The sequence below is a fragment of the Domibacillus sp. 8LH genome, from assembly GCF_038806185.1.
GTDB classification, from domain to species: Bacteria; Bacillota; Bacilli; order Bacillales; family Domibacillaceae; genus Domibacillus; species Domibacillus indicus_A.
Genome location: NZ_JAVJNG010000003.1, coordinates 149,722 through 170,562 on the forward strand (window position 1 = coordinate 149,722; position 20,841 = coordinate 170,562).

General features: G+C 45.1%; 21 protein-coding genes. 16 read left to right on the plus strand and 5 right to left on the minus strand.

The window, feature by feature from the left end; genetic code table 11:
* The first annotated feature begins 23 nt into the window (after nucleotides 1–23).
* Complete coding sequence (gene pyc, locus RG959_RS07235) at nucleotides 24–3,461, plus strand: pyruvate carboxylase (protein ID WP_342796550.1); 3,438 nt, start codon at nucleotides 24–26, stop codon at nucleotides 3,459–3,461.
* Nucleotides 3,462–3,508: 47 nt separating this feature from the next.
* Here the strand turns inward: pyc and RG959_RS07240 are convergent, their stop codons facing one another.
* On the minus strand, nucleotides 3,509–4,414 hold the full coding sequence (locus tag RG959_RS07240; RefSeq protein ID WP_410492989.1) for a COX15/CtaA family protein: 906 nt from the start codon (nucleotides 4,412–4,414) through the stop codon (nucleotides 3,509–3,511).
* Between the two features lie 377 nt (nucleotides 4,415–4,791).
* On the opposite strand from RG959_RS07240, the gene cyoE reads away from it, so the two are divergent.
* From cyoE to RG959_RS07275, 7 genes are all read left to right on the plus strand, one after another.
* A complete protein-coding gene (gene cyoE / locus RG959_RS07245) occupies nucleotides 4,792–5,634 on the plus strand; it encodes a heme o synthase (RefSeq protein ID WP_342796688.1) in 843 nt (280 codons plus the stop codon).
* A gap of 84 nt (nucleotides 5,635–5,718) precedes the next feature.
* Complete coding sequence (gene coxB, locus RG959_RS07250; RefSeq protein WP_342796551.1) at nucleotides 5,719–6,804, plus strand: cytochrome c oxidase subunit II; 1,086 nt, start codon at nucleotides 5,719–5,721, stop codon at nucleotides 6,802–6,804.
* 31 nt (nucleotides 6,805–6,835) lie between these two features.
* Nucleotides 6,836–8,713, plus strand: a complete 1,878-nt coding sequence (locus RG959_RS07255; protein ID WP_242232152.1) for a cbb3-type cytochrome c oxidase subunit I — start codon at nucleotides 6,836–6,838, stop codon at nucleotides 8,711–8,713.
* Nucleotides 8,713–9,342, plus strand: a complete 630-nt coding sequence (locus tag RG959_RS07260; protein WP_242232151.1) for a cytochrome (ubi)quinol oxidase subunit III — start codon at nucleotides 8,713–8,715, stop codon at nucleotides 9,340–9,342. Before RG959_RS07255 ends, RG959_RS07260 begins: the two co-directional genes overlap by 1 nt.
* Nucleotides 9,343–9,345: 3 nt before the next feature.
* A complete protein-coding gene (gene ctaF / locus RG959_RS07265; protein WP_342796552.1) occupies nucleotides 9,346–9,678 on the plus strand; it encodes a cytochrome c oxidase subunit IVB in 333 nt (110 codons plus the stop codon).
* A 131-nt stretch (nucleotides 9,679–9,809) separates the two neighbouring features.
* The gene (ctaG, locus tag RG959_RS07270) at nucleotides 9,810–10,715 is read left to right on the plus strand and encodes a cytochrome c oxidase assembly factor CtaG (protein WP_251270352.1); all 906 of its coding nucleotides are present in this window, start codon (nucleotides 9,810–9,812) and stop codon (nucleotides 10,713–10,715) included.
* A 61-nt stretch (nucleotides 10,716–10,776) separates the two neighbouring features.
* Nucleotides 10,777–11,241 carry a DUF420 domain-containing protein gene (locus RG959_RS07275; protein WP_309087004.1) on the plus strand — a complete coding sequence of 155 codons (465 nt, stop codon included), beginning with the start codon at nucleotides 10,777–10,779 and terminating at the stop codon, nucleotides 11,239–11,241.
* Nucleotides 11,242–11,276: 35 nt separating this feature from the next.
* Here the strand turns inward: RG959_RS07275 and RG959_RS07280 are convergent, their stop codons facing one another.
* Nucleotides 11,277–11,633, minus strand: coding sequence for a YugN family protein (locus RG959_RS07280; RefSeq protein WP_251270350.1), 357 nt, complete (start codon nucleotides 11,631–11,633; stop codon nucleotides 11,277–11,279).
* Between the two features lie 213 nt (nucleotides 11,634–11,846).
* Here RG959_RS07280 and RG959_RS07285 point away from each other — a divergent pair, with 213 nt between their 5' ends.
* The 4 genes from RG959_RS07285 (at nucleotide 11,847) to RG959_RS07300 (ending at nucleotide 14,110) form a co-directional block, all read left to right on the plus strand.
* Nucleotides 11,847–12,863, plus strand: coding sequence for a CAP domain-containing protein (locus RG959_RS07285; RefSeq protein ID WP_342796553.1), 1,017 nt, complete (start codon nucleotides 11,847–11,849; stop codon nucleotides 12,861–12,863).
* Nucleotides 12,864–12,899: 36 nt separating this feature from the next.
* The gene (locus RG959_RS07290; RefSeq protein ID WP_342796554.1) at nucleotides 12,900–13,340 is read left to right on the plus strand and encodes a YlbF/YmcA family competence regulator; all 441 of its coding nucleotides are present in this window, start codon (nucleotides 12,900–12,902) and stop codon (nucleotides 13,338–13,340) included.
* Between the two features lie 24 nt (nucleotides 13,341–13,364).
* Nucleotides 13,365–13,640 (plus strand): YlbG family protein, encoded by a 276-nt coding sequence (locus tag RG959_RS07295; protein WP_342796555.1) that lies wholly within the window; start codon nucleotides 13,365–13,367, stop codon nucleotides 13,638–13,640.
* A 287-nt stretch (nucleotides 13,641–13,927) separates the two neighbouring features.
* The gene (locus RG959_RS07300) at nucleotides 13,928–14,110 is read left to right on the plus strand and encodes an alpha/beta-type small acid-soluble spore protein (protein ID WP_342796556.1); all 183 of its coding nucleotides are present in this window, start codon (nucleotides 13,928–13,930) and stop codon (nucleotides 14,108–14,110) included.
* Nucleotides 14,111–14,214: 104 nt separating this feature from the next.
* Here RG959_RS07300 and RG959_RS07305 read toward each other — a convergent pair whose 3' ends face one another.
* Nucleotides 14,215–14,589, minus strand: coding sequence for a DUF7147 family protein (locus RG959_RS07305; RefSeq protein ID WP_342796557.1), 375 nt, complete (start codon nucleotides 14,587–14,589; stop codon nucleotides 14,215–14,217).
* Between the two features lie 129 nt (nucleotides 14,590–14,718).
* Here RG959_RS07305 and RG959_RS07310 point away from each other — a divergent pair, with 129 nt between their 5' ends.
* The 3 genes from RG959_RS07310 (at nucleotide 14,719) to coaD (ending at nucleotide 17,285) form a co-directional block, all read left to right on the plus strand.
* Nucleotides 14,719–16,122 (plus strand): stalk domain-containing protein, encoded by a 1,404-nt coding sequence (locus RG959_RS07310; protein WP_342796558.1) that lies wholly within the window; start codon nucleotides 14,719–14,721, stop codon nucleotides 16,120–16,122.
* A 99-nt stretch (nucleotides 16,123–16,221) separates the two neighbouring features.
* Nucleotides 16,222–16,791, plus strand: a complete 570-nt coding sequence (gene rsmD / locus RG959_RS07315) for a 16S rRNA (guanine(966)-N(2))-methyltransferase RsmD (protein ID WP_342796559.1) — start codon at nucleotides 16,222–16,224, stop codon at nucleotides 16,789–16,791.
* Entirely contained in the window at nucleotides 16,788–17,285 is a 498-nt protein-coding gene (gene coaD / locus RG959_RS07320) for a pantetheine-phosphate adenylyltransferase (RefSeq protein WP_242232140.1), read from the plus strand. Before rsmD ends, coaD begins: the two co-directional genes overlap by 4 nt.
* Before the next feature lie 18 nt (nucleotides 17,286–17,303).
* On the opposite strand, the gene ylbJ is transcribed toward coaD, so the two are convergent.
* Complete coding sequence (ylbJ, locus tag RG959_RS07325) at nucleotides 17,304–18,431, minus strand: sporulation integral membrane protein YlbJ (RefSeq protein WP_342796560.1); 1,128 nt, start codon at nucleotides 18,429–18,431, stop codon at nucleotides 17,304–17,306.
* 142 nt (nucleotides 18,432–18,573) lie between these two features.
* Between ylbJ and RG959_RS07330 the strand changes: the two genes are divergently transcribed.
* Nucleotides 18,574–19,629: a SepM family pheromone-processing serine protease gene (locus RG959_RS07330; RefSeq protein WP_483298858.1), complete on the plus strand. Its 1,056-nt coding sequence runs from the start codon at nucleotides 18,574–18,576 to the stop codon at nucleotides 19,627–19,629.
* Here the strand turns inward: RG959_RS07330 and RG959_RS07335 are convergent.
* A complete protein-coding gene (locus RG959_RS07335; RefSeq protein WP_342796562.1) occupies nucleotides 19,621–20,808 on the minus strand; it encodes a nucleotidyltransferase in 1,188 nt (395 codons plus the stop codon). The genes RG959_RS07330 and RG959_RS07335 overlap by 9 nt on opposite strands.
* Nucleotides 20,809–20,841: the final 33 nt, after the last annotated feature.

A 20,841-nucleotide genomic window follows, 5' to 3' on the forward strand; every position in this document is an offset into this window, starting at 1 on the left:
AACAGATCAGGGGAGAGATGAAGATGAAAAAAATCAGCAAAGTGCTGGTGGCAAACAGGGGAGAAATTGCCATCCGCGTATTCCGCGCATGCACAGAACTACATATCCGGACAGTAGCTGTTTACTCGAAGGAAGATTCAGGTTCATATCATCGCTATAAAGCCGACGAAGCGTACTTGGTAGGAGAAGGAAAAAAACCAATTGATGCTTACCTTGATATCGAGGGGATTATTGAAATTGCCAAGCAGGCAGAGGTTGATGCCATTCATCCCGGCTACGGATTTTTATCTGAAAATATTGAATTTGCGAAACGTTGTGAAGAGGAAGGTATTACCTTTATCGGACCGAAATCCGCTCATCTTGATATGTTTGGCGATAAAGTAAAAGCACGTACACAGGCGATTAAAGCAGAGATCCCGGTTATTCCAGGCACTGATGGACCGGTTGGCAACTTAGATGAAGTCATTGAATTCGGGAAAAATTACGGCTTCCCTATTATCATCAAAGCGGCTCTTGGCGGCGGCGGCCGCGGCATGCGGATTGTTCAAAACCTCGGAGAAGTGCGTGATGCATACGACCGTGCGAAGTCTGAAGCCAAAGCAGCCTTTGGCAACGATGAAGTGTATGTAGAAAAATTTGTTCAAAATCCAAAGCACATTGAAGTTCAGATTATCGGCGACCACGAAGGAAATGTCGTTCACTTGTATGAACGTGACTGTTCGGTTCAGCGCCGCCACCAAAAAGTAGTGGAGGTTGCACCAGCCGTTTCGATTTCGGAAGACCTGCGTGACCGTATCTGTGAAGCCGCTGTGAAGCTGATGAAAAATGTGGACTATTTAAACGCGGGCACAGTGGAATTCTTAACCGCAGGCGAAGATTTTTACTTTATTGAAGTGAATCCGCGCGTCCAGGTTGAACATACGATTACCGAGCTGATTACAGGAATCGATATTGTACAGACACAGATCCTTGTGGCAGAAGGCCATGGACTGCACAGCGACAAAGTCGGCATTCCTGAGCAGAAAGACATTCGTACAATGGGATATGCGATCCAGTCACGCGTCACAACAGAAGACCCGGAAAACGGCTTTATGCCGGATACAGGCCGGATCATGGCTTACCGTTCCGGCGGCGGCTACGGTGTCCGCCTGGATGCCGGTAACAGCTTCCAGGGAGCTGTGATCACGCCATACTATGATTCACTGCTTGTAAAAGTATCCACGTTTGCGATGACTTTTGAACAAGCTGCATCTAAAATGCTGCGGAACCTGCAGGAATTCCGGATCCGCGGGATTAAAACGAACATTCCGTTTTTGGAAAACGTTATGCGCCATGAAGATTTTATTTCAGGCAACTATGATACGTCTTTTATTGACAAATCACCTGAGCTGTTTGTATTCCCGAAACGAAAAGACCGCGGAACAAAAATGCTCAATTATATCGGCACCGTCACAGTGAATGGATTCCCAGGTGTGGAGCAGAAGAAAAAGCCTGTGTTTGACACGCCGCGCATTCCGAAAGTTAAACTGTCCGAAAAACCGGCACACGGAACGAAGCAGATCCTGGACGAGCAGGGAGCAGACGGCCTTGTAAACTGGGTAAAAGAACAAAAAGAAGTACTCTTAACGGATACGACAATGCGCGATGCCCATCAGTCACTGCTTGCAACACGCGTCCGCACAACGGATCTGACTCATATCGCACCGGCAACGGCCCGCCTTCTTCCAGAGTTGTTCTCGATGGAAATGTGGGGAGGAGCGACATTTGATGTGGCGTACCGCTTCTTGAAAGAAGATCCGTGGAAGCGTCTTGAAACGCTTCGTAAGCAGGTACCGAATATTCTATTCCAGATGCTGCTTCGCGCATCGAACGCGGTCGGCTACAAAAACTATCCGGACAACGTCATTCAAGAGTTTGTCCAGCAGTCTGCCGAGTCCGGCATTGACGTATTCCGTATTTTCGACAGCTTAAACTGGGTGAAAGGCATGGAGGTTGCCATCGATGCAGTCCGCCAGTCCGGTAAAATGGCCGAAGCGGCGATTTGTTACACAGGGGACATCGATGATCCATCCCGTGCGAAATACAATGTAGAATACTACAAAAACATGGCGAAAGAGCTGGAAGCACAGGGTGCACATATTCTGGGCATTAAAGATATGGCCGGCCTTTTGAAGCCGCAGGCTGCCTACCGCCTGATTTCTGAATTGAAAGAAGCGGTTGATATTCCGGTTCACCTGCATACGCACGACACGAGCGGCAACGGTGTGCTGATGTACACGAAAGCGATTGAAGCGGGTGTGGATATCGTTGATACGGCTCTCAGCACAATGGCGGGGCTTACCTCACAGCCAAGCGCCAACACGCTTCACTATGCACTCGAAGGAACAGATCGCGCTCCGTCTGTCAGCATCGATGCGCTTGAAAAAGTCTCTTACTACTGGGAAGATGTCCGCAAGTTTTATGCGCCGTTTGAAAGCGGCATGCTGGCACCGCATACGGAAATTTACGAGCATGAAATGCCAGGCGGCCAGTATTCGAACCTTCAGCAGCAGGCGAAAGGCGTCGGCCTTGGCGACCGCTGGGATGAAGTAAAAGATATGTACCGCCGCGTGAACCTTATGTTTGGTGATATTGTCAAGGTAACGCCGTCTTCTAAAGTAGTCGGGGATATGGCCCTCTTTATGGTGCAGAACGACCTGACGGAAGAAGAAGTGCTGCTTCGCGGCGACAAAATTGATTTCCCTGACTCTGTGATTGAACTGTTTGAAGGCTATCTTGGCCAGCCGGTTGGCGGCTTCCCAGAGCAGCTGCAGAAAGTCATCTTAAAAGGAAAATCACCGATCACCGTACGTCCGGGTGAACTTCTGGAAGACGTTGATTTCGATGCCCTTCGCAAAGAGCTGGAGCAGGAAATCGGGGAAGAACCAACGGATCATGATGTGATTGCGTATGCTCTGTATCCAAAAGTGTTTACGGATTATGCAAAAGTAAAAGCACAGTATGGCGATATTTCGGTTCTCGATACACCAACGTTCCTGTACGGCATGCGTCTCGGTGAAGAAAAAGGAATCGAGATTGAAACAGGAAAAACACTCATTGTGAAACTCGTTTCGATTGGCCACCCGCAGGTCGATGGAACACGCATTTTAAGCTTTGAGCTCAATGGCCAGCCGCGTGATGTGGTCATTAAAGATGAAAGCATCAAATCAGCGGTCAATGCGAAAGTGAAAGCTGATCCGAAAAATGAGGGTCATATTGCGGCCACAATGCCGGGTACGGTCATTAAGGTCATCCTTGAAAAAGGCGATAAAGTGAAGCGCGGGGATCATCTCATGATTACCGAAGCGATGAAAATGGAGACAACGGTACAGGCACCATTTGATGGAACTGTTAAAGCTGTCCATGTACAAAACGGCGAAGCTATTTCTACGGGCGATCTCCTGGTAGAACTTGAAAAATAAAATGAAAAACAAAAAGCACCGCTCTCAAAAGAGGCGGTGCTTTTTTGTTAAGCATTGATTCTGCTTCGGGAGACGAGCAGAATAAAGTAACACAACAGTCCAAACAAGCAGGATACAAATAAAGCGTGGGCGAGAGCGATATACAGATTTAAGCGAGTCCAAATAATAAACGCGCCTGCAATTGCCTGCAGTGAAACAAGAATGAAGGCAATCAGCCATCCGTAATACAAAACACGCTGGTGCTTATAGTATTTAAGGGCAAGGTAAGCGATATAAGCAATCCAGATGAAAATCAAGCCGGCTGCCGCCCGATGACTCATTTGAATCCACTGGTACAAATTTGAAGGCAGTATTTCATCATTTCCGCACAGCGGCCAAGACCCGCATACCATGCTGGATTTTGTATGACGGACGAGCGCCCCCGTATATACAACGATATAGCTGTACAGGGTAACGCCGACAGTATGCCATTTCATTCGGCTGTCAATCACGATGGAGGAAGCATCAAATCGCTGATCCACTTCAAAAATAAGCAGGGTCAGCAATAAAACGGCGGAAAACGAAATAAGAGAGATGCCAAAATGAAGAGCGAGCACAAAGTCGTTTTGCCCCCACAAAACAGCCGCCGCTCCAATTAATGCCTGGACAAGCAGAAACAAAAAAGCCAGAGCAGAGAGGAATTTTGTTTCTCGCTTATGGCCGATACAGCGCCAGGAAAAAACAGACAGCGCTAAAACAAGAAGTCCGGCTGCACCAGAAACAGCACGATGGGAAAGCTCAATAATGGTTTCTGCCTGAATGTTTTCGGGAATAACCTGTCCATGGCAAAGCGGCCAGTCGTTACCACAGCCAAGCCCGGAATCCGTTTTTGTTACAAGTGCACCGCCAATTAAAACTGCAAGCATAACCAATGTGGTCACAACTCCAAGCCATTTAAGCCAGCCGTTCAACATGCTCACCTTCTTCTCTCTATCTATCTATCTATATCTAACCTTTTATACACGGGAAAGAAAGCCGTTTCATTTTTGTCGATTCCCATATTTATTCTATTATCTTACAAAAAAGAATCACTGGAAACAAATCGTTTTTACGAGACACAAATTCGACATAAATCGTTCATCAGCTGTTCACATAAAAACGGTGAATATGATTTAATATGGAAGAGAGCGTCTATTCGCTTGAAATGTTTTTAAATTGTGTAGAAAAGCGCAGCTATATCCTTTATAGTAAGATTAAGATAGTGTGTTTAAAGAAAGGGGGGAATAGTGTTTTGCGCAGTACAACATTAGATAAAACAAGTGTGCCGGAAACAACGGCTGTAAAAGATTTTATGGCCTTGATTAAGATCGGCATCGTTAACTCCAATTTAATAACTGTTTTTACAGGTATGTGGCTGGCTTTTATTTTAAACGATATCCGGTTTTTAGCCAACCTTGATACCATTGCTTTAACACTCATTGGTTCCGCCCTTATCATCGCGGGCTCAGCAAGTTTGAACAACTATATTGACCGGGACATCGATCCTTTAATGGAGCGCACAAAAACAAGGCCGACAGTTACCGGAAAAATCAGCTATCCAAAAGTACTAACCATAGGACTTGCGCTTGTCATTGTCGGATCAGCGCTTTTATTTATGACGACCTTTACAGCAGGGGTGATCGGAGTCATTGGGATCATTAGCTACGTAGTGATTTACACAATGTGGTCAAAGCGCCGTCATGTAAGCAATACAATCGTTGGCAGCATCTCAGGTGCTGTTCCGCCTCTTATCGGTTGGGCTGCTGTGGACCCAACACTGGATATGCTGGCTTGGATGCTGTTTTTAATTATGTTTATCTGGCAGCCGCCGCACTTTTACGCATTGGCGATGAAGCGTGCTGATGAATATGGAAGAGCAGGAATTCCGATGCTTCCTACTGTAAAAGGATTTGCCGTTACAAAGCGTCATATGTTTGTTTGGACGCTGCTTCTTTTGCCACTGCCGTTTTTCATGACAGAACTTGGCATGGCGTTTATCGTTCTGGCTACCTTGCTAAACGTGGGCTGGGTTGCCCTGGCAGCAACAGGCTTTAAAGCAAAAGATGATTTGAAATGGGCCAGATATATGTTTATTTATTCATTGCAGTATTTAACCATTATTTTCGTTGCGATGGTTATCGTTACCGTTATTTAAACAGGGGAATTCTTCTTTTAAGAAATCCATATATATGCACTGTTTTAGTAAACATTTCAAACGAAAGAGGGGTTGTAATACGCTATGAAAAAGAAGCTGACAAACTGGCGTCTTTTTACGTTTACCAGCCTGACGGCGCTCTTTCTGTCCGGCTGCGGCGAACCATTTCTTTCAACGTTGACTCCTGCTGGTGAAGCAGGCCAAACCGCCTATGATCTCATGTTGCTCAGCACATGGATCATGGTCGGCGTGGTCATCGTTGTCTCTGTTTTATTTGCCATTGCGGTTTTGAAGTTCCGCCGCAAAAAAGATGACCCGGCTATTCCAAAGCAAGTGGAAGGAAGCCATGTACTCGAAATGATATGGACGATTATTCCGATCATTTTACTGATTATTTTAGCAATTCCAACAGTTTTGGCTACATTTGATTTAGCTGACACAAAAGCAATGGATAAGAAAAAGGAAGACGGTACAACAGATGCCATGGTTGTAAACGTACGGGCCAATTTGTATTGGTGGGAATTTGAATATCCGAACCAAAAAATTATTACAAGCCAGGAGCTCGTTGTTCCGACGGATCAAAAGGTGTACTTTAACGTAAAAGCATCCGATGTAAAACACTCTTTTTGGATTCCGGCGGCCGGCGGGAAAATAGACACAAATGTAGAGAACGTCAATCAAATCTGGCTTGAGTTTGATGGTGAAAAGGCAGAAGAAGCAGACAATCTATTTTACGGGAAATGTGCAGAGCTTTGCGGTCCTTCCCATGCTTTAATGGACTTTAAAGTGCATGCGCTTCCAAAACAGGAATTTGACCAGTGGGTAACAGCGATGCAGGCAATCGACGCGAAAGCAGCAGAAGCAAAACCAGAGGATCCAGCTGCAGCTGCAGGGCAGGAAATATTCAATCAAAAGTGTTTGAGCTGTCATGCTGTTACAACGGCTGATGCACGTCCCGAGGCAGCCCGTACCGCGCCAAACCTTGCAGGATTTGGAGAACGTGAAAGAATAGCAGGTATTCTTGAGCATAACGAAGAAGAATTGAAGAATTGGATTTCAAATCCGGAAGAGTACAAACCAGGCAATAAAATGACAGGCACGTATGGAGAATTGTCTGATCAGGAAGCAGATCAGCTTGCTGCGTACTTGATGAGCCTTAAAGTAGAATAAATATAGAATCAGGGTAAAGGAGGTAAAACCGTTGAGTAGCATTGCACATACACAAAAACGGGGATTTACCAGCACAGTTTGGGAATACTTAACGACAGTGGACCACAAGAAAATCGCTATTTTATATTTGCTTGCCGGCGGCTTTTTCTTTATTGTCGGCGGTATTGAAGCGATGATGATCCGCATTCAGCTGGCTGTGCCGAATAATGACTTTGTCAGTGCCGGTTTGTTTAATGAAATTATTACCATGCACGGTACTACCATGATTTTCCTGGCTGCTATGCCGCTTTTATTCGCTTTTATGAACGCTGTGATGCCGCTTCAAATCGGCGCGCGCGATGTGGCTTTCCCTTTTGTAAATGCACTTGGTTTTTGGCTGTTTTTTTTCGGCGGCCTGTTTTTAAATCTTTCCTGGTTCCTGGGCGGAGCACCTGATGCAGGCTGGACGTCCTACGCCTCACTTTCACTTGCTTCCGAAGGGCATGGCATTGACTTTTATGCTCTTGGGCTTCAAATTTCCGGTTTCGGCACACTGATGGGCGGCATTAACTTTTTAGTAACGATTATCAACATGCGTGCACCGGGAATGACGTATATGAGAATGCCGCTTTTTACATGGACAACATTTGTAGCGTCCGCTCTGATTTTGTTTGCATTTCCTCCGCTTACCGTTGGATTGTTTATGCTCATTTTTGACCGGATGTTTGGCTCGGGATTTTTTGATGTAGCAATGGGCGGGAACACCATTATCTGGGAGCACTTTTTCTGGATTTTCGGCCACCCGGAAGTATACATTCTTGTCCTGCCGGCGTTTGGCCTTTTCTCGGAAATATTCCCGACTTTTGCGAGAAAGCGCTTATTTGGCTACTCATCTATGGTGTTTGCTACGGTGCTGATCGGTTTCCTTGGATTTATGGTGTGGGCACACCACATGTTTACAACCGGGCTTGGTCCTGTTGCCAATGCGATTTTCGCCGTTGCTACAATGGCTATTGCCGTTCCGACGGGCATTAAGATTTTCAACTGGATTTTAACGATTTGGGGAGGAAGCATTAAATTCACTGTGCCGATGCTGTACGCAGTTGCGTTTATTCCTTCTTTCGTGATGGGCGGCGTAACAGGAGTGATGCAGGCTGCTGCGCCAGCTGACTACCAGTTCCATGACAGCTACTTTATTGTTGCGCATTTCCACTATGTAATTGTAGGGGGAATCGTTCTCGGACTGCTTGGAGGCGCCCACTTTTATTGGCCGCTTATGTTTGGTACGATGCTTAGCGAAAAGCTGGGCAAAATTACGTTTGTGCTGTTTTTAGTCGGCTTCCATTTAACCTTCTTTATTCAGCATTTTCTTGGATTGATGGGAATGCCGCGCCGTGTATGGACATTCCTTGAAGGGCAGGGACTTGAGACAGGGAACTTAATCAGTTCGATCGGTGCTGGTTTGATGGCTCTTGGCATTCTTGTCCTGCTTGTGAATATTGTCATTACGCAGAAAAACAATATACAGGTAGGCAGAGACCCATGGAAAGATGGCCGTACACTTGAATGGGCGATTCCATCTCCGACTCCTTTCTATAATTTCAAGCAGCTTCCGCTCGTTCGCGGACTGGATGCTTTTTGGATCGAAAAGATGGAAGGAAAAACAGATATGACACCAGCTGAACCAATTGGTGACATTCACATGCCAAACAATTCGTTTGTGCCGTTTGTGATTTCCCTTGGGCTGTTTATCGCTGCATTTGGCGCTATGTATCATGCTGATGAAGGTAAGGACTGGGCCATTCCTGTGCTGATTATCGGTATGCTGATCACATTTGGCGCGATGCTGTACCGCTCCGTTAAAGATGATCATGGCTACCATATTCATAAAGAAGACTTGCTGGATGAGGCAGAAGGAGGAACACGGTAATGGCAGCTGAACAAAAATTCACTCCGCAGACGTGGCCCGAATCGCCTGAGCAGGCAACGCTTGAAGGGAAAAATAAATTTCTTGGCTTTTGGTTTTTCCTGGGAGGCGAGACCGTTTTATTTGCTTCGTTATTTGCAACGTATTTAGCCCTGAAAGATAGTGTACCAAGCGATACGCATGCCAAAGCAAGTGACCTGTTTGAATTGCCGCTCGTTTTTTTAATGACAATGCTGCTTTTAACCAGCTCTTTAACCTCGGTTTTTGCGATCTATCATATGAAAAACTACAGCTTTAAAAAAATGCAGCAATGGCTGTTTATAACCGTTGTGCTCGGCTTGGGCTTTCTTGCATGTGAAATTTACGAATTTTATCATTACTATCATGAGTTTGAACACAAATTTACAAGCAGCGCATTTGGATCTGCTTTTTATACGCTTGTTGGTTTTCACGGAGGACACGTCGTCTTCGGTCTTTCCTGGATTATTGCGTTGATGGTTCGAAATGCAAAACGCGGTCTTAATCTGTACAATGCACCTAAATTTTATTTAGCAAGTCTTTACTGGCATTTTATCGATGTAGTATGGGTGTTTATCTTTACGGTTGTATACTTAATGGGAATGGTGGGATAGCGAATGGCGAATTTACACCCAAAGTCAGGAGATCCTAAAGTTACGTATGAATATCGCCGTAAAAAGAATGCAGAAGAAATGAGAATGCAGGTTATTACGTTTACGATGATGATCTTTTTTACCGTCATTGCTTTTGCTGCAGTGGGAGCGGGTTTTTCTAAATGGTTTGTTGTTCCATTCGTATTGCTTCTAGCGATCGTACAGGTCATCTTTCAGCTGTACTATTTTATGCATATGAGTCACAAAGGCCATGAAGCGCCGCAGTTATTTATGTACTCAGGCATCGTGGTAGCATTTGTGACGATTCTTGCTTTTTTAACGATTATTTGGCTCTGAGAAAAAAGTGCTCCCCGACATTGCCGGGGAGCACTTTTTTCTGTCAAGAACTTGTCATTTGCTGTCGTTGTCAAGTATGTGGGCGGACGATATAATAAGAGAAGCAGTGAAATACAAATGAGGTGGGAAAAATGCCGATCCGTATATTTGGTTTTTCCGCTCTTTGGAGCCCCTATTTTCTGGCTGTACTATTGGTTATAACCATGCTGTTCTTTTGGGTGACAACGAAAGGGCGCCGTCATTTTCAAAACAGTGAACCGCTCACAAAGCGCCAGGCGCTGCTGTTTGTAAGTGCGGTGATCATTTTGTATACGATCAAAGGCTCGCCGCTTGATCTGCTTGGGCATATTATGATGACCTACCATATGCTGCAAATGGCGGTCCTTTATCTTGTCGTGCCGCCTCTTTTTATTAAAGCGATTCCTTGGTGGATATGGCGGCCTGTTATGACTCTTCCTGTAGTAAAACCGCTTTTTTCATTTTCGTCGCGGCCGCTGCTTGCGCTTATTTTATTTAACGGTTTGTTTTCTTTTTACCACATTCCGCTCATTTTTGATTTTGTTAAGATGAACGAGGTATTTCACAGTTTATATACGGTTATGTTGTTTTTCTTTGCAGTTTGCATGTGGTGGCCTCTTGTGAATGAGCAGCCGGGAGAAAAAGGGCTGGATGGATTAAAAAAAGTCGGCTACATTTTTGCGAATGGCATATTGCTTACGCCTGCCTGCGCGCTGATTATTTTTGCATCCGCACCGCTTTATGCCACTTACTCTGATGGAACCGCATGGCTTAAAGCGATGGAGCTTTGTGTGCCTTCCTCCACGTTATCGAACTTGCAGTTAAGCGGACCGGAACTATTTTCTAACATGGCGGTTGTTGAAGACCAAAAAACCGGCGGCATTGTCATGAAAGTTGTACAGGAAATTGTATTTGGTGTTGTTCTGGCCCAGGTCTTTTTTGAATGGGTGAGAAAGGAAGAAAAAGAGGCGGACAAACTAACAGAGGCCGCACTTGCCCGGCACAATAAAACAATGTAATCTATTAAAAGAAATGGTCTGCCATTTCTTTTGTTTTACATAATGGAAGTGAGGAAGAAAAATGTCATTACCAATTTTGCCGACGATCAGTACGTTTTTTATCGTTTTAAGCGCTGTTTTCGTAGCGATCGGCTGGGCACAAATCAAACAGAGAAAAATAGAGAAACATAAAAAAACGATGCTTTTAGCAGGGCTTTTTGCTCTTACGTTTTTCACCATTTACGTAAGCCGCACGCTGTTTATTGGCAATACGGCATTTGGCGGTCCAGACAACATTAAAATTTATTATACGATTTTTTTGGTTTTTCATATTTTTCTGGCCACAACAGGAGCTGTTTTTGGCATCGTCTCTATTGCCAGCGGCTTGAAAAGTAAATGGGTCCTTCATCGGAAAATAGGGCCTGTCACGAGTGTTATTTGGTTTTTCACCGCGATTACGGGTGTAGCGGTATACTTGCTTTTGTATGTTTTTTACACAGGCGGTCCAACTACATCTATGTTTAAAGCCATTTTAGGCGGTCATTAAAAAAGCTTTCCTCTTTGAACAGAGGAAAGCTTTTTTTATACATAATAAAGGATTTCTCCTTTTATATCGGTCAGCAGCTTTTCACAGGTTTGAACAAGAGACTCTGGAAAATATTCATTGTCCCCATATTCTACCCCGTGTGGATAATAGTGTTTGCCGAGAAGCGGCGCCATTAACTCGATCAGGGCATCTTCAGCTCCCACGTCTCCTTTTGCGGCAAAACCAAAGATACGTAAATAATATATACCTTCTTTTAATTCAAATTTGCGGTCATAGGTGACACGTTCATAATCCCACTGTCCTGCCAGAACCATCCCGTGCTGTTCCATGATATGAGTCAGCTGGTTCAAGTCAATTTGCATGCCTTCCAAGCCTGTATTCTCAAATTTCATACACATACCCCTTTCCGCTATATCATCCATTTATTTCTTCTTTTTATCATAGTCGAAAATGCGCTTTCACGCAATGGAGTTGGGGAGTGAAAGTGAACAAAATGCAATGCAGGCAAGGAAAGTTTTTGAAACATAGAAAGGGAATGATATACTGATGAAAGAAAGAGAAGGACTGGATAGGGAGATGATCGTCTGCGAGCTGTTTTTAAGATTTTGGTCATTTTTTTAATTATCATGCTGATAGGCATTTATGCTGACAAAGCAATAGATGAAAAGGGCGAGGGGCCGCCTTCACTGCCTCCCGTAAACAGCGGAAAGGTTGATCCCCGCCTGCCGGCAGATGTAGAACCGGCGCCGAAAGAAGGCGTGGGGACCCTGATCGGTGCATCACAGGAAGTGCTCATCAACAAATACGGGGAGCCGGTTCGGAGAGAGCCATCTGCCTATGGCTATACATGGTGGGTATATAAAACGTCTGAAAGCTATATGCTTGCGGGAGTCCAAAACAGCCAGGTTGTCACGATTTTTGCAAAGGGAGAGATGAATACGTCTCCTTTCTTACTCGGCCGCTCTGCCAGCGAAGTTTTCCGTTCCCGGTATCCAGAAGCTGAAATTGTAGCCCATGCAAATGACAGCTATTATCGCTTTGAATTGTCGGAAGAAGAGCTGAATATCAGGCCGCTTATTCCAATTGGCGATTTTTACGCCCAGCTTTATATTGATCAGCAGACTGGCATTTTATCAGGTATCCGATTTATGACAGCGGACGTTTTGCTAAAAATGAAGCCTTATGAGCTTGTGTATGAAGGGGTATTGCCGGAAGTTCCTTCACCGGGCAGGTCGGCATGGGTTCATATTGAGCGCGGAAGTGAAGCACAGCTGGCTGATATAAGTCATTTCATCAGAGACAAAGAAGGCGTGCCGGCGCTTGTTTGGGCGCCTGAATTAAACAGCGCAGCCAAGTCACACAGCCAGGACATGTTTGAAGCTGACTATTTTGGGCATCAATCACCTCGATTTGGAGATTTAAAGCAGCGTTTAACAAAAGCAGGTTTGTCTTTTGATCAAGCGGATGAAATGATTAATGCCAATTATCCGGACGCACCCGCTGCGATGGAAGCATGGCTCAATTCACCGGATGAGCGGGAATTGTTGTTGAGCGATACGTTTACTTCATTTGGTACCGGTGCCTACCGAACGCATTTTACACAAATTTTAACCGGAAAGTAACGATATGTGGTAGAATAAGCCGATGGAGGTGCACATATGATTGCAACAACAATAGAACTTATTAACATTGCCGATGCAGCAGACGCACTTGGAGATATGATTCTTCAATCAGAGCAAGCCGTGCAGTACCGTGAATGTTACCAGAAACTTTATACGGAAGAATCCGTTAAACATAAAATTTTCGCTTTCAGCCGTCTGAAAGAGCAATATGAAGAAGTACAGCGTTTTGGGCGATATCATCCGGACTATAAGCGCATTATGATGGAAACACGTACAGCCAAACGAGAAATGGATATGGATGAGCATGTTGCAGCCTTTAGACGGGCGGAAACGGAACTGCAGCAGCTGCTCGATGAAGTGAGCGTGCTTGTTGCCCGGTCTGTATCAGAGCAGGTAAAGGTGCCAGGAGCCGGCTCTATATTTTCGAGCGGATGTGGAAGCTGTGGAAGCGGCGGTTCTTGTGGCTGTTCGGCATAAAAAGTAAAAAAGCGGGGGATGGACATGCTGACAGAAAGGCAGGCATTGATTGTGTGGCTTCATTCATTGAAGCCAGCCAAATCATTACGCAAATACGGTAATATTCATTACGTCTCAAAAAAAATGAAGTATGCGGTTCTTTATTGCAACCATGCAGAAGCGCGGGAACTGGCGGAAAAGCTGACAGGATTTTCTTTTGTTAAGAAAGTTGATTTTTCCGAAAAGCCGTTTTTAAAGGTGGACTACGAAAACTCCCGTCCCGATAAAGCAAAAGAATACGATTATAAAATTGGTGTATAAAAAAAGCTTGTTTTTAAACAGGCTTGAGATTGTAGACAAAGTAAGAAAGCAGGCTGGTTAAAAACGTCTGGCTTTCTAGGAACGCCGCTGGCTGGGAAGCGGAGTGACCTTTTCGGGTTATGAGCATTCACTGCCGGCAAGTGACGCTGAAAGCGGGCGTTTGTCAACAGCCTGAAGCCTGTCTTTAGACAGGCTTTTTTTATTTGGTTAAGTTACCAGGATGGGAAGGATAGAAGCGCCCCATACTGGTAAGGCAAGGCGGACAAAAAAGAGGGAGTGATTGAATCATGTTAAGCAGCAATCGCAATCGGCTGTTGGTCCCTGGAGTCCAGCAAGCTATTGACCAATTGAAGCACGAAATCGCCTCTGAATTTGGTGTTCAGCCCGGGGCCGATGCCCCGTCGCGTGTCAACGGTGAAATCACGAAACGCCTCGTGCAAATGGCGAAACAGCAATTGTCTCGCCGCTAGGAAACACGGTGAAACTAAAAAGCAAAAGGCAGGGAATCCAAGGAGACGGGGTCCTCTGCCTTTTGTCGTCATTAACAATATTCATCTTTAACCTAACCTTTTATTTAAAGCGGACGAAGATAATGGTTAAGGCGTAAAATGCCGATTAAATACTGGTAGTACAACGTTTTTTCGGCAAACTGGGAGGAAGGCTTGACTTCTAGCTCAATGAGCGGCTTACCCGCTGAAGCTGCAGCCTGCTGAAACAAGCGAAACCGTTCATTTTCTTTTTGATAAGGATTGGGAATGCCTTCCCGGCATACATAAATCGGCTGAAAACTGCCTGTCTCCGTTGGATGTAGAATAACAGCACATGACGTACCGCCGGCAGAGTGCAGGGCAACAAATTGCGAAATCCGGCCGACTGCGCGCTCCGCAATATCAAGAAGCTCATATAAATCTGAATATCCTTCACCAAGTTCAATAAATCGTTGAATCATCTATATACCTCCATTCATCTCCCTTATTATAAGCAATGTTCACTTGATTTTGACAAATTTCATCGTCAGCGAAAAATTTTTTTGATATGATAGGGATAGGTCATAGTTCTTAAGGAGTGTGGATTATGCATGAATAAAGTCCCTGTGTTTCTTTTGCTTTTAACAGCGGTCGCCGGCGTATTGTTAACAGTTCAATGGATTGGCTATGAGAAACGATCAAGCGCTTCCCAGAAAGTAATCGCAAACCAGACGATTGAAATAGATGTTAAAGAAAGCGGCTTTACGATCAAGCAGACGCTCGCTTCCGTATCGGAAGGCACGAATTTAACAATGAGGCTGCCTGCCGATGCAGAAGAAGTATCCTGTTCAAAAGGAGATACGTGCATAACGAGCAGTCAGTCGGGAACCATTACGGTAAAAGGTGAAAATGTCTCGATTCAATACACGATTCCGGCTTCGCTTTCTCCACGTTCTTTTTTATTGAACAATTGGCAGGCAGCGTTTGAAGAAATGACATCAGCCAAAACCACGCTGCTTATAACGGATCATACAAAAAGAGGGGGACAATGGATATCCTCTATTGAGCAAAAAGCCGCCAAGCAGCTTTCAGAAATTGATTTTTATTCCTTTGAAGGGGAAGCAGAGAGGCCACCGCTTTTCTGGCAAAAAGAGCGTTTAAAAGAAACCCAATTTTCAGGAGGGACCATTTTTGCACGATACACCGTGCAGCTTCCGTCAGGATTAATGGACATGCCATTTTCTACAGAAGACCTTCCAAGGCAGACCGTTGTGATCTCTTCTGATATTAAACCGCAGCAGCTTGACGGGTTGCTGTTTATCCGGCAGCAAAGTGATTTAAACACCATCCACACAAATGCGGTGTATGCGTATGTTAAAAAACACTTTATTTTTCCGGCAGATGAACAATGGATGACGTCATTCCTTGCTGTGTCTTTATATAACGCAAAACCGATGTATATGAAAGCCGCCGAGATGAAGGAGCAAGTTACGGCCGTACTGACTGAACAAGAAGAAAAGAAATGGGAAGAAGCACTTTTGCAGCTTAAAGGCAAAGAAGTAAATGCCGTTAAGCTTGACCAGGTGCTGTCAGCAGTAAAAGGTGAGCAGACAAACTTTTTTAAAGAAAACAAAAGCAGCCGCCCTCCGTCTCTGCCTCTTGTTTTTTTTGATGGACGGCTTGTTACAGTAGAGGATCAGCCAGTATCTTTTCATGTTAAAACAAAAAATGGCCTGCTGTATATTCCGCTTGAAGACGCAGCTAAAGCTCTCGGATTTTCTGTTCAAAAAGTATCGCCGCAGCAGTGGAGGATGAAAAAAGGAGTGGACGTATACCGGTTCGATGCAGCCCGAAACCAGGTATATGTAAATAACCATCCGCATCTTTTGTATGAACATGCTCTTGACCAAATCGACGGTATAACGTATATAGATAAAATTTGGTTTCAAAAAGTGTTTCTCTTTGAAGTAAAAGAATCCAATGAAGCCATTGAGCTGACATCTTATGGACTGTAGAAACCTCGCGCCAAAGGCGGGGTTTCTTTTTCACCCTATAGATTTCATTTATACGTTTATGATACCATGAATGAAGAAAAACGAATGGCAGGTTAAAATATGAGAATCATTTCAGGTGAAAAAAAGGGGCTGCCTTTAAAAGCTGTGCCGGGAAAAGACACGCGCCCTACGACAGATAAAGTAAAGGAGTCCATTTTCAATATGGTCGGTCCTTATTTTGAAGGCGGCACTGGATTAGATTTATTTGCAGGCTCAGGAGGGCTCGGAATTGAAGCGCTCAGCCGGGGAATGGATCGAATGATTTTTGTTGATCGCGATATGAAAGCGATTCAAACGGTAAAAGAAAATATACGGAACGCTGGATTTACAGAGTGCTCAGAAGTATATCGAAATGAAGCGGAGCGGGCATTAAAAGCCATTGTAAAGCGCGAATTAGTATTCGATGGTATTTTTCTTGATCCGCCTTATAAAAAGCAAAAGCTTGAAGCCGTGCTGCTGTTTATTGCGGAGCATAATCTGCTTGCACCACATGGATTTGTGATGTGTGAGCACGGATCAGATGTACGCCTTCCTGAACAGGTCGGCCCGTTTTCTTGCACACGCGCCGAAACGTACGGAATGATTTCTGTTTCCATTTACAAAGCGGCAGATGAGGAGGAAAGATCATGACAAGTATTGCAGTTTGCCCAGGAAGCTTTGATCCGATTACCAACGGGCACCTGGATATTATTCAGCGCGGGGCGAAAGTATTCGACAAAGTGTATGTCGTCATTTTAAGTAATTCATCTAAACAACCGCTGTTTTCGGCGGAGGAGCGGGCAGAGTTAATCCGCCAGGTTACGGCACATATTCCAAATGTGGAAGTGGATCATTATCAGGGCCTGCTCGTTGATTACGCAAAACAGGTAAAAGCAAAAGCTATACTGCGTGGACTGCGGGCAGTATCTGACTTTGAATATGAAATGCAGATTACGTCCATGAACCGCGTATTAAACGATGAGCTTGAAACGTTTTTTATGATGACCAATAGTCAGTATTCGTTTCTCAGCTCAAGCATTGTCAAGGAAGTGGCGAAATATGGGGCGGATATTTCAGAGCTTGTCCCGAGGGAAGTGGAAGAAGCTTTAATAAAAAAACGTCTTGCTGATTCCGTTTCAAAATAAAAAAGCCGGGCCGAAAGATTAAACTCTTTTGGTCCGGCTTTTTGAATAGCGGATTCCCAGCAAAAGAGAAGCGACACCCAGAACAACTACTGTGATCAGCATGCCATGCTCTGGCGCAAACGATAGAGCCGCCTTCGGAAAAGAAACAGGCCATGATAACAAACAAAAAGTAATGACTGCTGCATATACACTATGAAGAATACGGCCGGCGAAAAAAGGGCCGAAACGGATATCCGTTTCACTAATAATTGCCGCTACCTGCGCGTGAACGCTTAAGCCGCTAAAGCCAAGAATAGCACTGATCATCAGCAGGCTTACGGGTAAAGGAATCGATTCGGAAGAGGAAAGCTGCACACCAGACGTGAGTTCGAAAAAACCAGCAAAAAGCGCTTTAAAGACAGGCATGCTTGTTTCATTGGAGCCAAGAAGAGAAAATAAAAAAGCGGCCACTCCATACTTATGCAGCAAAGTGGTTAAGACAGAAAAAAAGAGAATAAAGCCGCCAACCAGTACAAGTGTTTTGACAGAAGACAGTACTGCATCCGCGAGCAAGGTGCCAAAAACCCGTCCATCTTTTTCGCGTGCTTCTTTAAATGCCTGAAGAGGCCCGGCTGTTTTTATTTTTTTTCTCTCTATTTTTTCTTCTTTTCCATAAAAACGCATTGTAAGCCCGACTAAAAAAGCACCGCTGTAATGAGCTGAGGCAAGCAGCAGGCCGGTCTCCGGACTTTTTAAAAAACCGCTGGCCACCGCACTTAAAATAAATAATGGGTTAGAGGAATGGGCCATCGCAACGAGCCGTTCTGCTTCTGTACGGGTAATCGACTGCTCCGTGCGAAGCTGTGCAGCCATTCTTGCGCCGGCCGGAAATCCTGAAGCAAGTGACAGCATCCAAGTCACACCGGCTGGACCGGGAATGCGGAAAAAAAAACGCATCAAACCGCTTAGGATGGAGCCGAAAAAAGCAATCACGCCAAGACCTGTCATTAACTCTGTTAAAATGAGAAAAGGAAGAAGGGATGGAAAAACAGTTTTCCACCATATATCCATACCGTAGACTGCTGCCTTCAAGCCGGCTTGAGGTGAAAATAAAAGAGCGGCAGCCAGCAGCGTGATGGAGCAGGCGGCAGCATAAGTTTTCCACATAAAAAGCCCCCTGATTAGAATATAAAGCACGCCTTCTTAAAATTTTGTACAATAAAAGAGCCTGTACAAAAGGATATGTAAAGGCAGAAAGAATAGACTAATGAAACAATTCATACCAGTTATAGAGCTGGATGATTTCTGCATGGAAGGAAGAACAAATGTGAAAAATAAAAGAACAGGGCTCTTATATGCGATTCTGCTGCTGATTATTGTGGCAGCCTTTATCCCGCTGCCATTTTACATTACAAGACCGGGAGAAGCGCACACGCTTAATCCAATTGTTGATGTAGATGAAGGAGACGACAATGATACAAGCACATTGATGCTGACCACGATACAGATGGGGCCTGCTAACATTTATTCATACGCGTGGGCATTTCTTCGGGATTATGAGGAAATTCTCCCGAAAGAAACGGTTCGCTATTCACACGAATCAGAGAACGAATTTAACGTGAGGCAGGTTCATTTAATGGATACCTCACAGCAAAATGCTGTAGCGGTTGCTTTTAAGGAAGCGGGCAAACCGCACAGCTGGATATACAAAGGTATTTATGTGTTAAGTGTATTTCCTGATATGCCTGCGGAAGGAGTGCTTGAAGCAGGCGACCGCATCACATCTATTGATGGCCGTTCTGTTACATCGTCTAAACAAATGACGGATTATGTGCAGGCGAAAAAGCCAGGCAGCCGAATTACAGTCGCATTTATACGCGATAAAAAAAAATATGAAAAAACCGTTCAGCTCAGAGCATTCGCAGAGCTGGGCGGCAAGTCCGGTCTTGGCATCAGCCTGGCCGATGATCGAGCGCTCAAAAGCGATCCAAAGGTAACGCTGAAAGCAGATGACATTGGCGGTCCTTCTGCCGGTCTTATGTTTTCACTTGAAATTTACGACCAGCTGGTAGAAGAGGATTTGGCGGCTGGGTTAAAGGTAGCTGGAACGGGAACAATTGCCCCAGACGGCACAGTTGGCCGGATTGGAGGCATTGCTCAAAAAGTCGTAGCGGCCGACCAGGCAGGGGCGCAGTTTTTCTTTGCGCCGGATGATAAGCTGCCGGCGGGCCGTACAGATGTCAAAACCAATTATGAGGAAGCCAAAAAAGCTGCAGAGGATATTGGAACAAGCATGGTTATTGTACCGGTTCAAACTTTTTCGGACGCAGTGGACTATTTAAGAAACCTGTCTGTGTCAAAGTAAAATTGGCGGCATGGAATATTCTCGTTCTAAAAGAGAACGCACGTAGCTTTCACTCGCGTTGGGGGCGGAAGCGAACACACGGGATGCTTTTATATCCAGCGCAAGCAGGCTGCCGGCAGCAGCTGTGCGGGAAAGCAGCGGCACTTCCATTTCTTTTTTAACGGACCGGATATATGCACGCCCACTTTCGGTCATACCAAGCAGCCGGACAAAAGAAGTCTGCTGAGCCTTCCGCATGCTTGCTTTATCGGTGTCAGTTAAAATGTGGGTCATCATTCGCTGAAGGCGGGTCCACGTGTAACGCTTCGTTTTAACCTGTTCCATAAAGCCGGCAAAGGAGCTGCTTTGCCGTGCTGCTTCTGTGAGTCTTGGCCCGATGCCTTCCTCTACTTCATAAATGGAAGCAAGACGGCCAGGTTCAATGGACAGCAAGCGGTAGCGAAGCAGAGGCCAGTAAGATTCCCATGAATGCAGTGGACGGTTTTGCATGGCTTCAGCACTCAGCGAAGGCATGACATCATGAATCGGTTCTTCTGTAGTAAAGAGGCGCTGCCGAATCGCTGTCGCACTTGCAATCGGCCCTGTTGATTCAGTATCATGGAATCCTGCTCCTTTTCGCTGAATCGTCAGCGGCTGCATAGGCGTGGTCAGCCCGAGATTGGCTTTTACATAATGAAAGCCTAAAATGTTATTTGGCTTTGACAAATCAAGCGGCAGTGCATTTTCTCCGAACACTTCGTTTCTTGCTTTTGTCTGGGCGGCGGGGTAGCTCATTCCTTCTTTCATAAGGGAGCGGACGCAGGTATCAAGGTCTATGCTGTTTTTTTTCAGTTGTTCTGCGGTGTGGAGGAAAGGATCCATACCGCCATTTTCACTGCCGAAGCAAAAAAAGCGGCACTTTAAATGGGAAAGAATCTCAATGGCGCCCTGTGCAAATATTTCAGCCCGCTGCGTTGAAAAAGCGTATGGAAGTTCAACGACAATATCCACACCGTGCTGCAGGGCTACCTTTGTGCGGGTCCACTTATCAACAATGGCCGGCTCTCCGCGCTGTAAAAATGAGCCGCTCATCACTGCGATAATGGTGTCTGCATTTGACAAACGCCTCGTTTCATTTATATGGTAGAGATGTCCATTATGAAATGGATTGTATTCAACAACAATGCCGGCTGCGTTCATGTGAAACGTCCTTTCTTCAGGAGAATGTTCTTT

Coding starts and splice junctions, on each gene's coding strand:
- pyc (WP_342796550.1), top strand. CDS start 24: ATGAAAAAAATCAGCAAAGTGCTGGTGGCAAACAGGGGAGAAATTGCC.
- RG959_RS07240 (WP_410492989.1), bottom strand. CDS start 4,414: ATGTTGAACGGCTGGCTTAAATGGCTTGGAGTTGTGACCACATTGGTT.
- cyoE (WP_342796688.1), top strand. CDS start 4,792: ATGGCCTTGATTAAGATCGGCATCGTTAACTCCAATTTAATAACTGTT.
- coxB (WP_342796551.1), top strand. CDS start 5,719: ATGAAAAAGAAGCTGACAAACTGGCGTCTTTTTACGTTTACCAGCCTG.
- RG959_RS07260 (WP_242232151.1), top strand. CDS start 8,713: ATGGCAGCTGAACAAAAATTCACTCCGCAGACGTGGCCCGAATCGCCT.
- ctaF (WP_342796552.1), top strand. CDS start 9,346: ATGGCGAATTTACACCCAAAGTCAGGAGATCCTAAAGTTACGTATGAA.
- ctaG (WP_251270352.1), top strand. CDS start 9,810: ATGCCGATCCGTATATTTGGTTTTTCCGCTCTTTGGAGCCCCTATTTT.
- RG959_RS07275 (WP_309087004.1), top strand. CDS start 10,777: ATGTCATTACCAATTTTGCCGACGATCAGTACGTTTTTTATCGTTTTA.
- RG959_RS07280 (WP_251270350.1), bottom strand. CDS start 11,633: ATGAAATTTGAGAATACAGGCTTGGAAGGCATGCAAATTGACTTGAAC.
- RG959_RS07290 (WP_342796554.1), top strand. CDS start 12,900: ATGATTGCAACAACAATAGAACTTATTAACATTGCCGATGCAGCAGAC.
- RG959_RS07295 (WP_342796555.1), top strand. CDS start 13,365: ATGCTGACAGAAAGGCAGGCATTGATTGTGTGGCTTCATTCATTGAAG.
- RG959_RS07300 (WP_342796556.1), top strand. CDS start 13,928: ATGTTAAGCAGCAATCGCAATCGGCTGTTGGTCCCTGGAGTCCAGCAA.
- RG959_RS07305 (WP_342796557.1), bottom strand. CDS start 14,589: ATGATTCAACGATTTATTGAACTTGGTGAAGGATATTCAGATTTATAT.
- RG959_RS07310 (WP_342796558.1), top strand. CDS start 14,719: ATGAATAAAGTCCCTGTGTTTCTTTTGCTTTTAACAGCGGTCGCCGGC.
- rsmD (WP_342796559.1), top strand. CDS start 16,222: ATGAGAATCATTTCAGGTGAAAAAAAGGGGCTGCCTTTAAAAGCTGTG.
- coaD (WP_242232140.1), top strand. CDS start 16,788: ATGACAAGTATTGCAGTTTGCCCAGGAAGCTTTGATCCGATTACCAAC.
- ylbJ (WP_342796560.1), bottom strand. CDS start 18,431: ATGTGGAAAACTTATGCTGCCGCCTGCTCCATCACGCTGCTGGCTGCC.
- RG959_RS07330 (WP_483298858.1), top strand. CDS start 18,574: ATGGAAGGAAGAACAAATGTGAAAAATAAAAGAACAGGGCTCTTATAT.
- RG959_RS07335 (WP_342796562.1), bottom strand. CDS start 20,808: ATGAACGCAGCCGGCATTGTTGTTGAATACAATCCATTTCATAATGGA.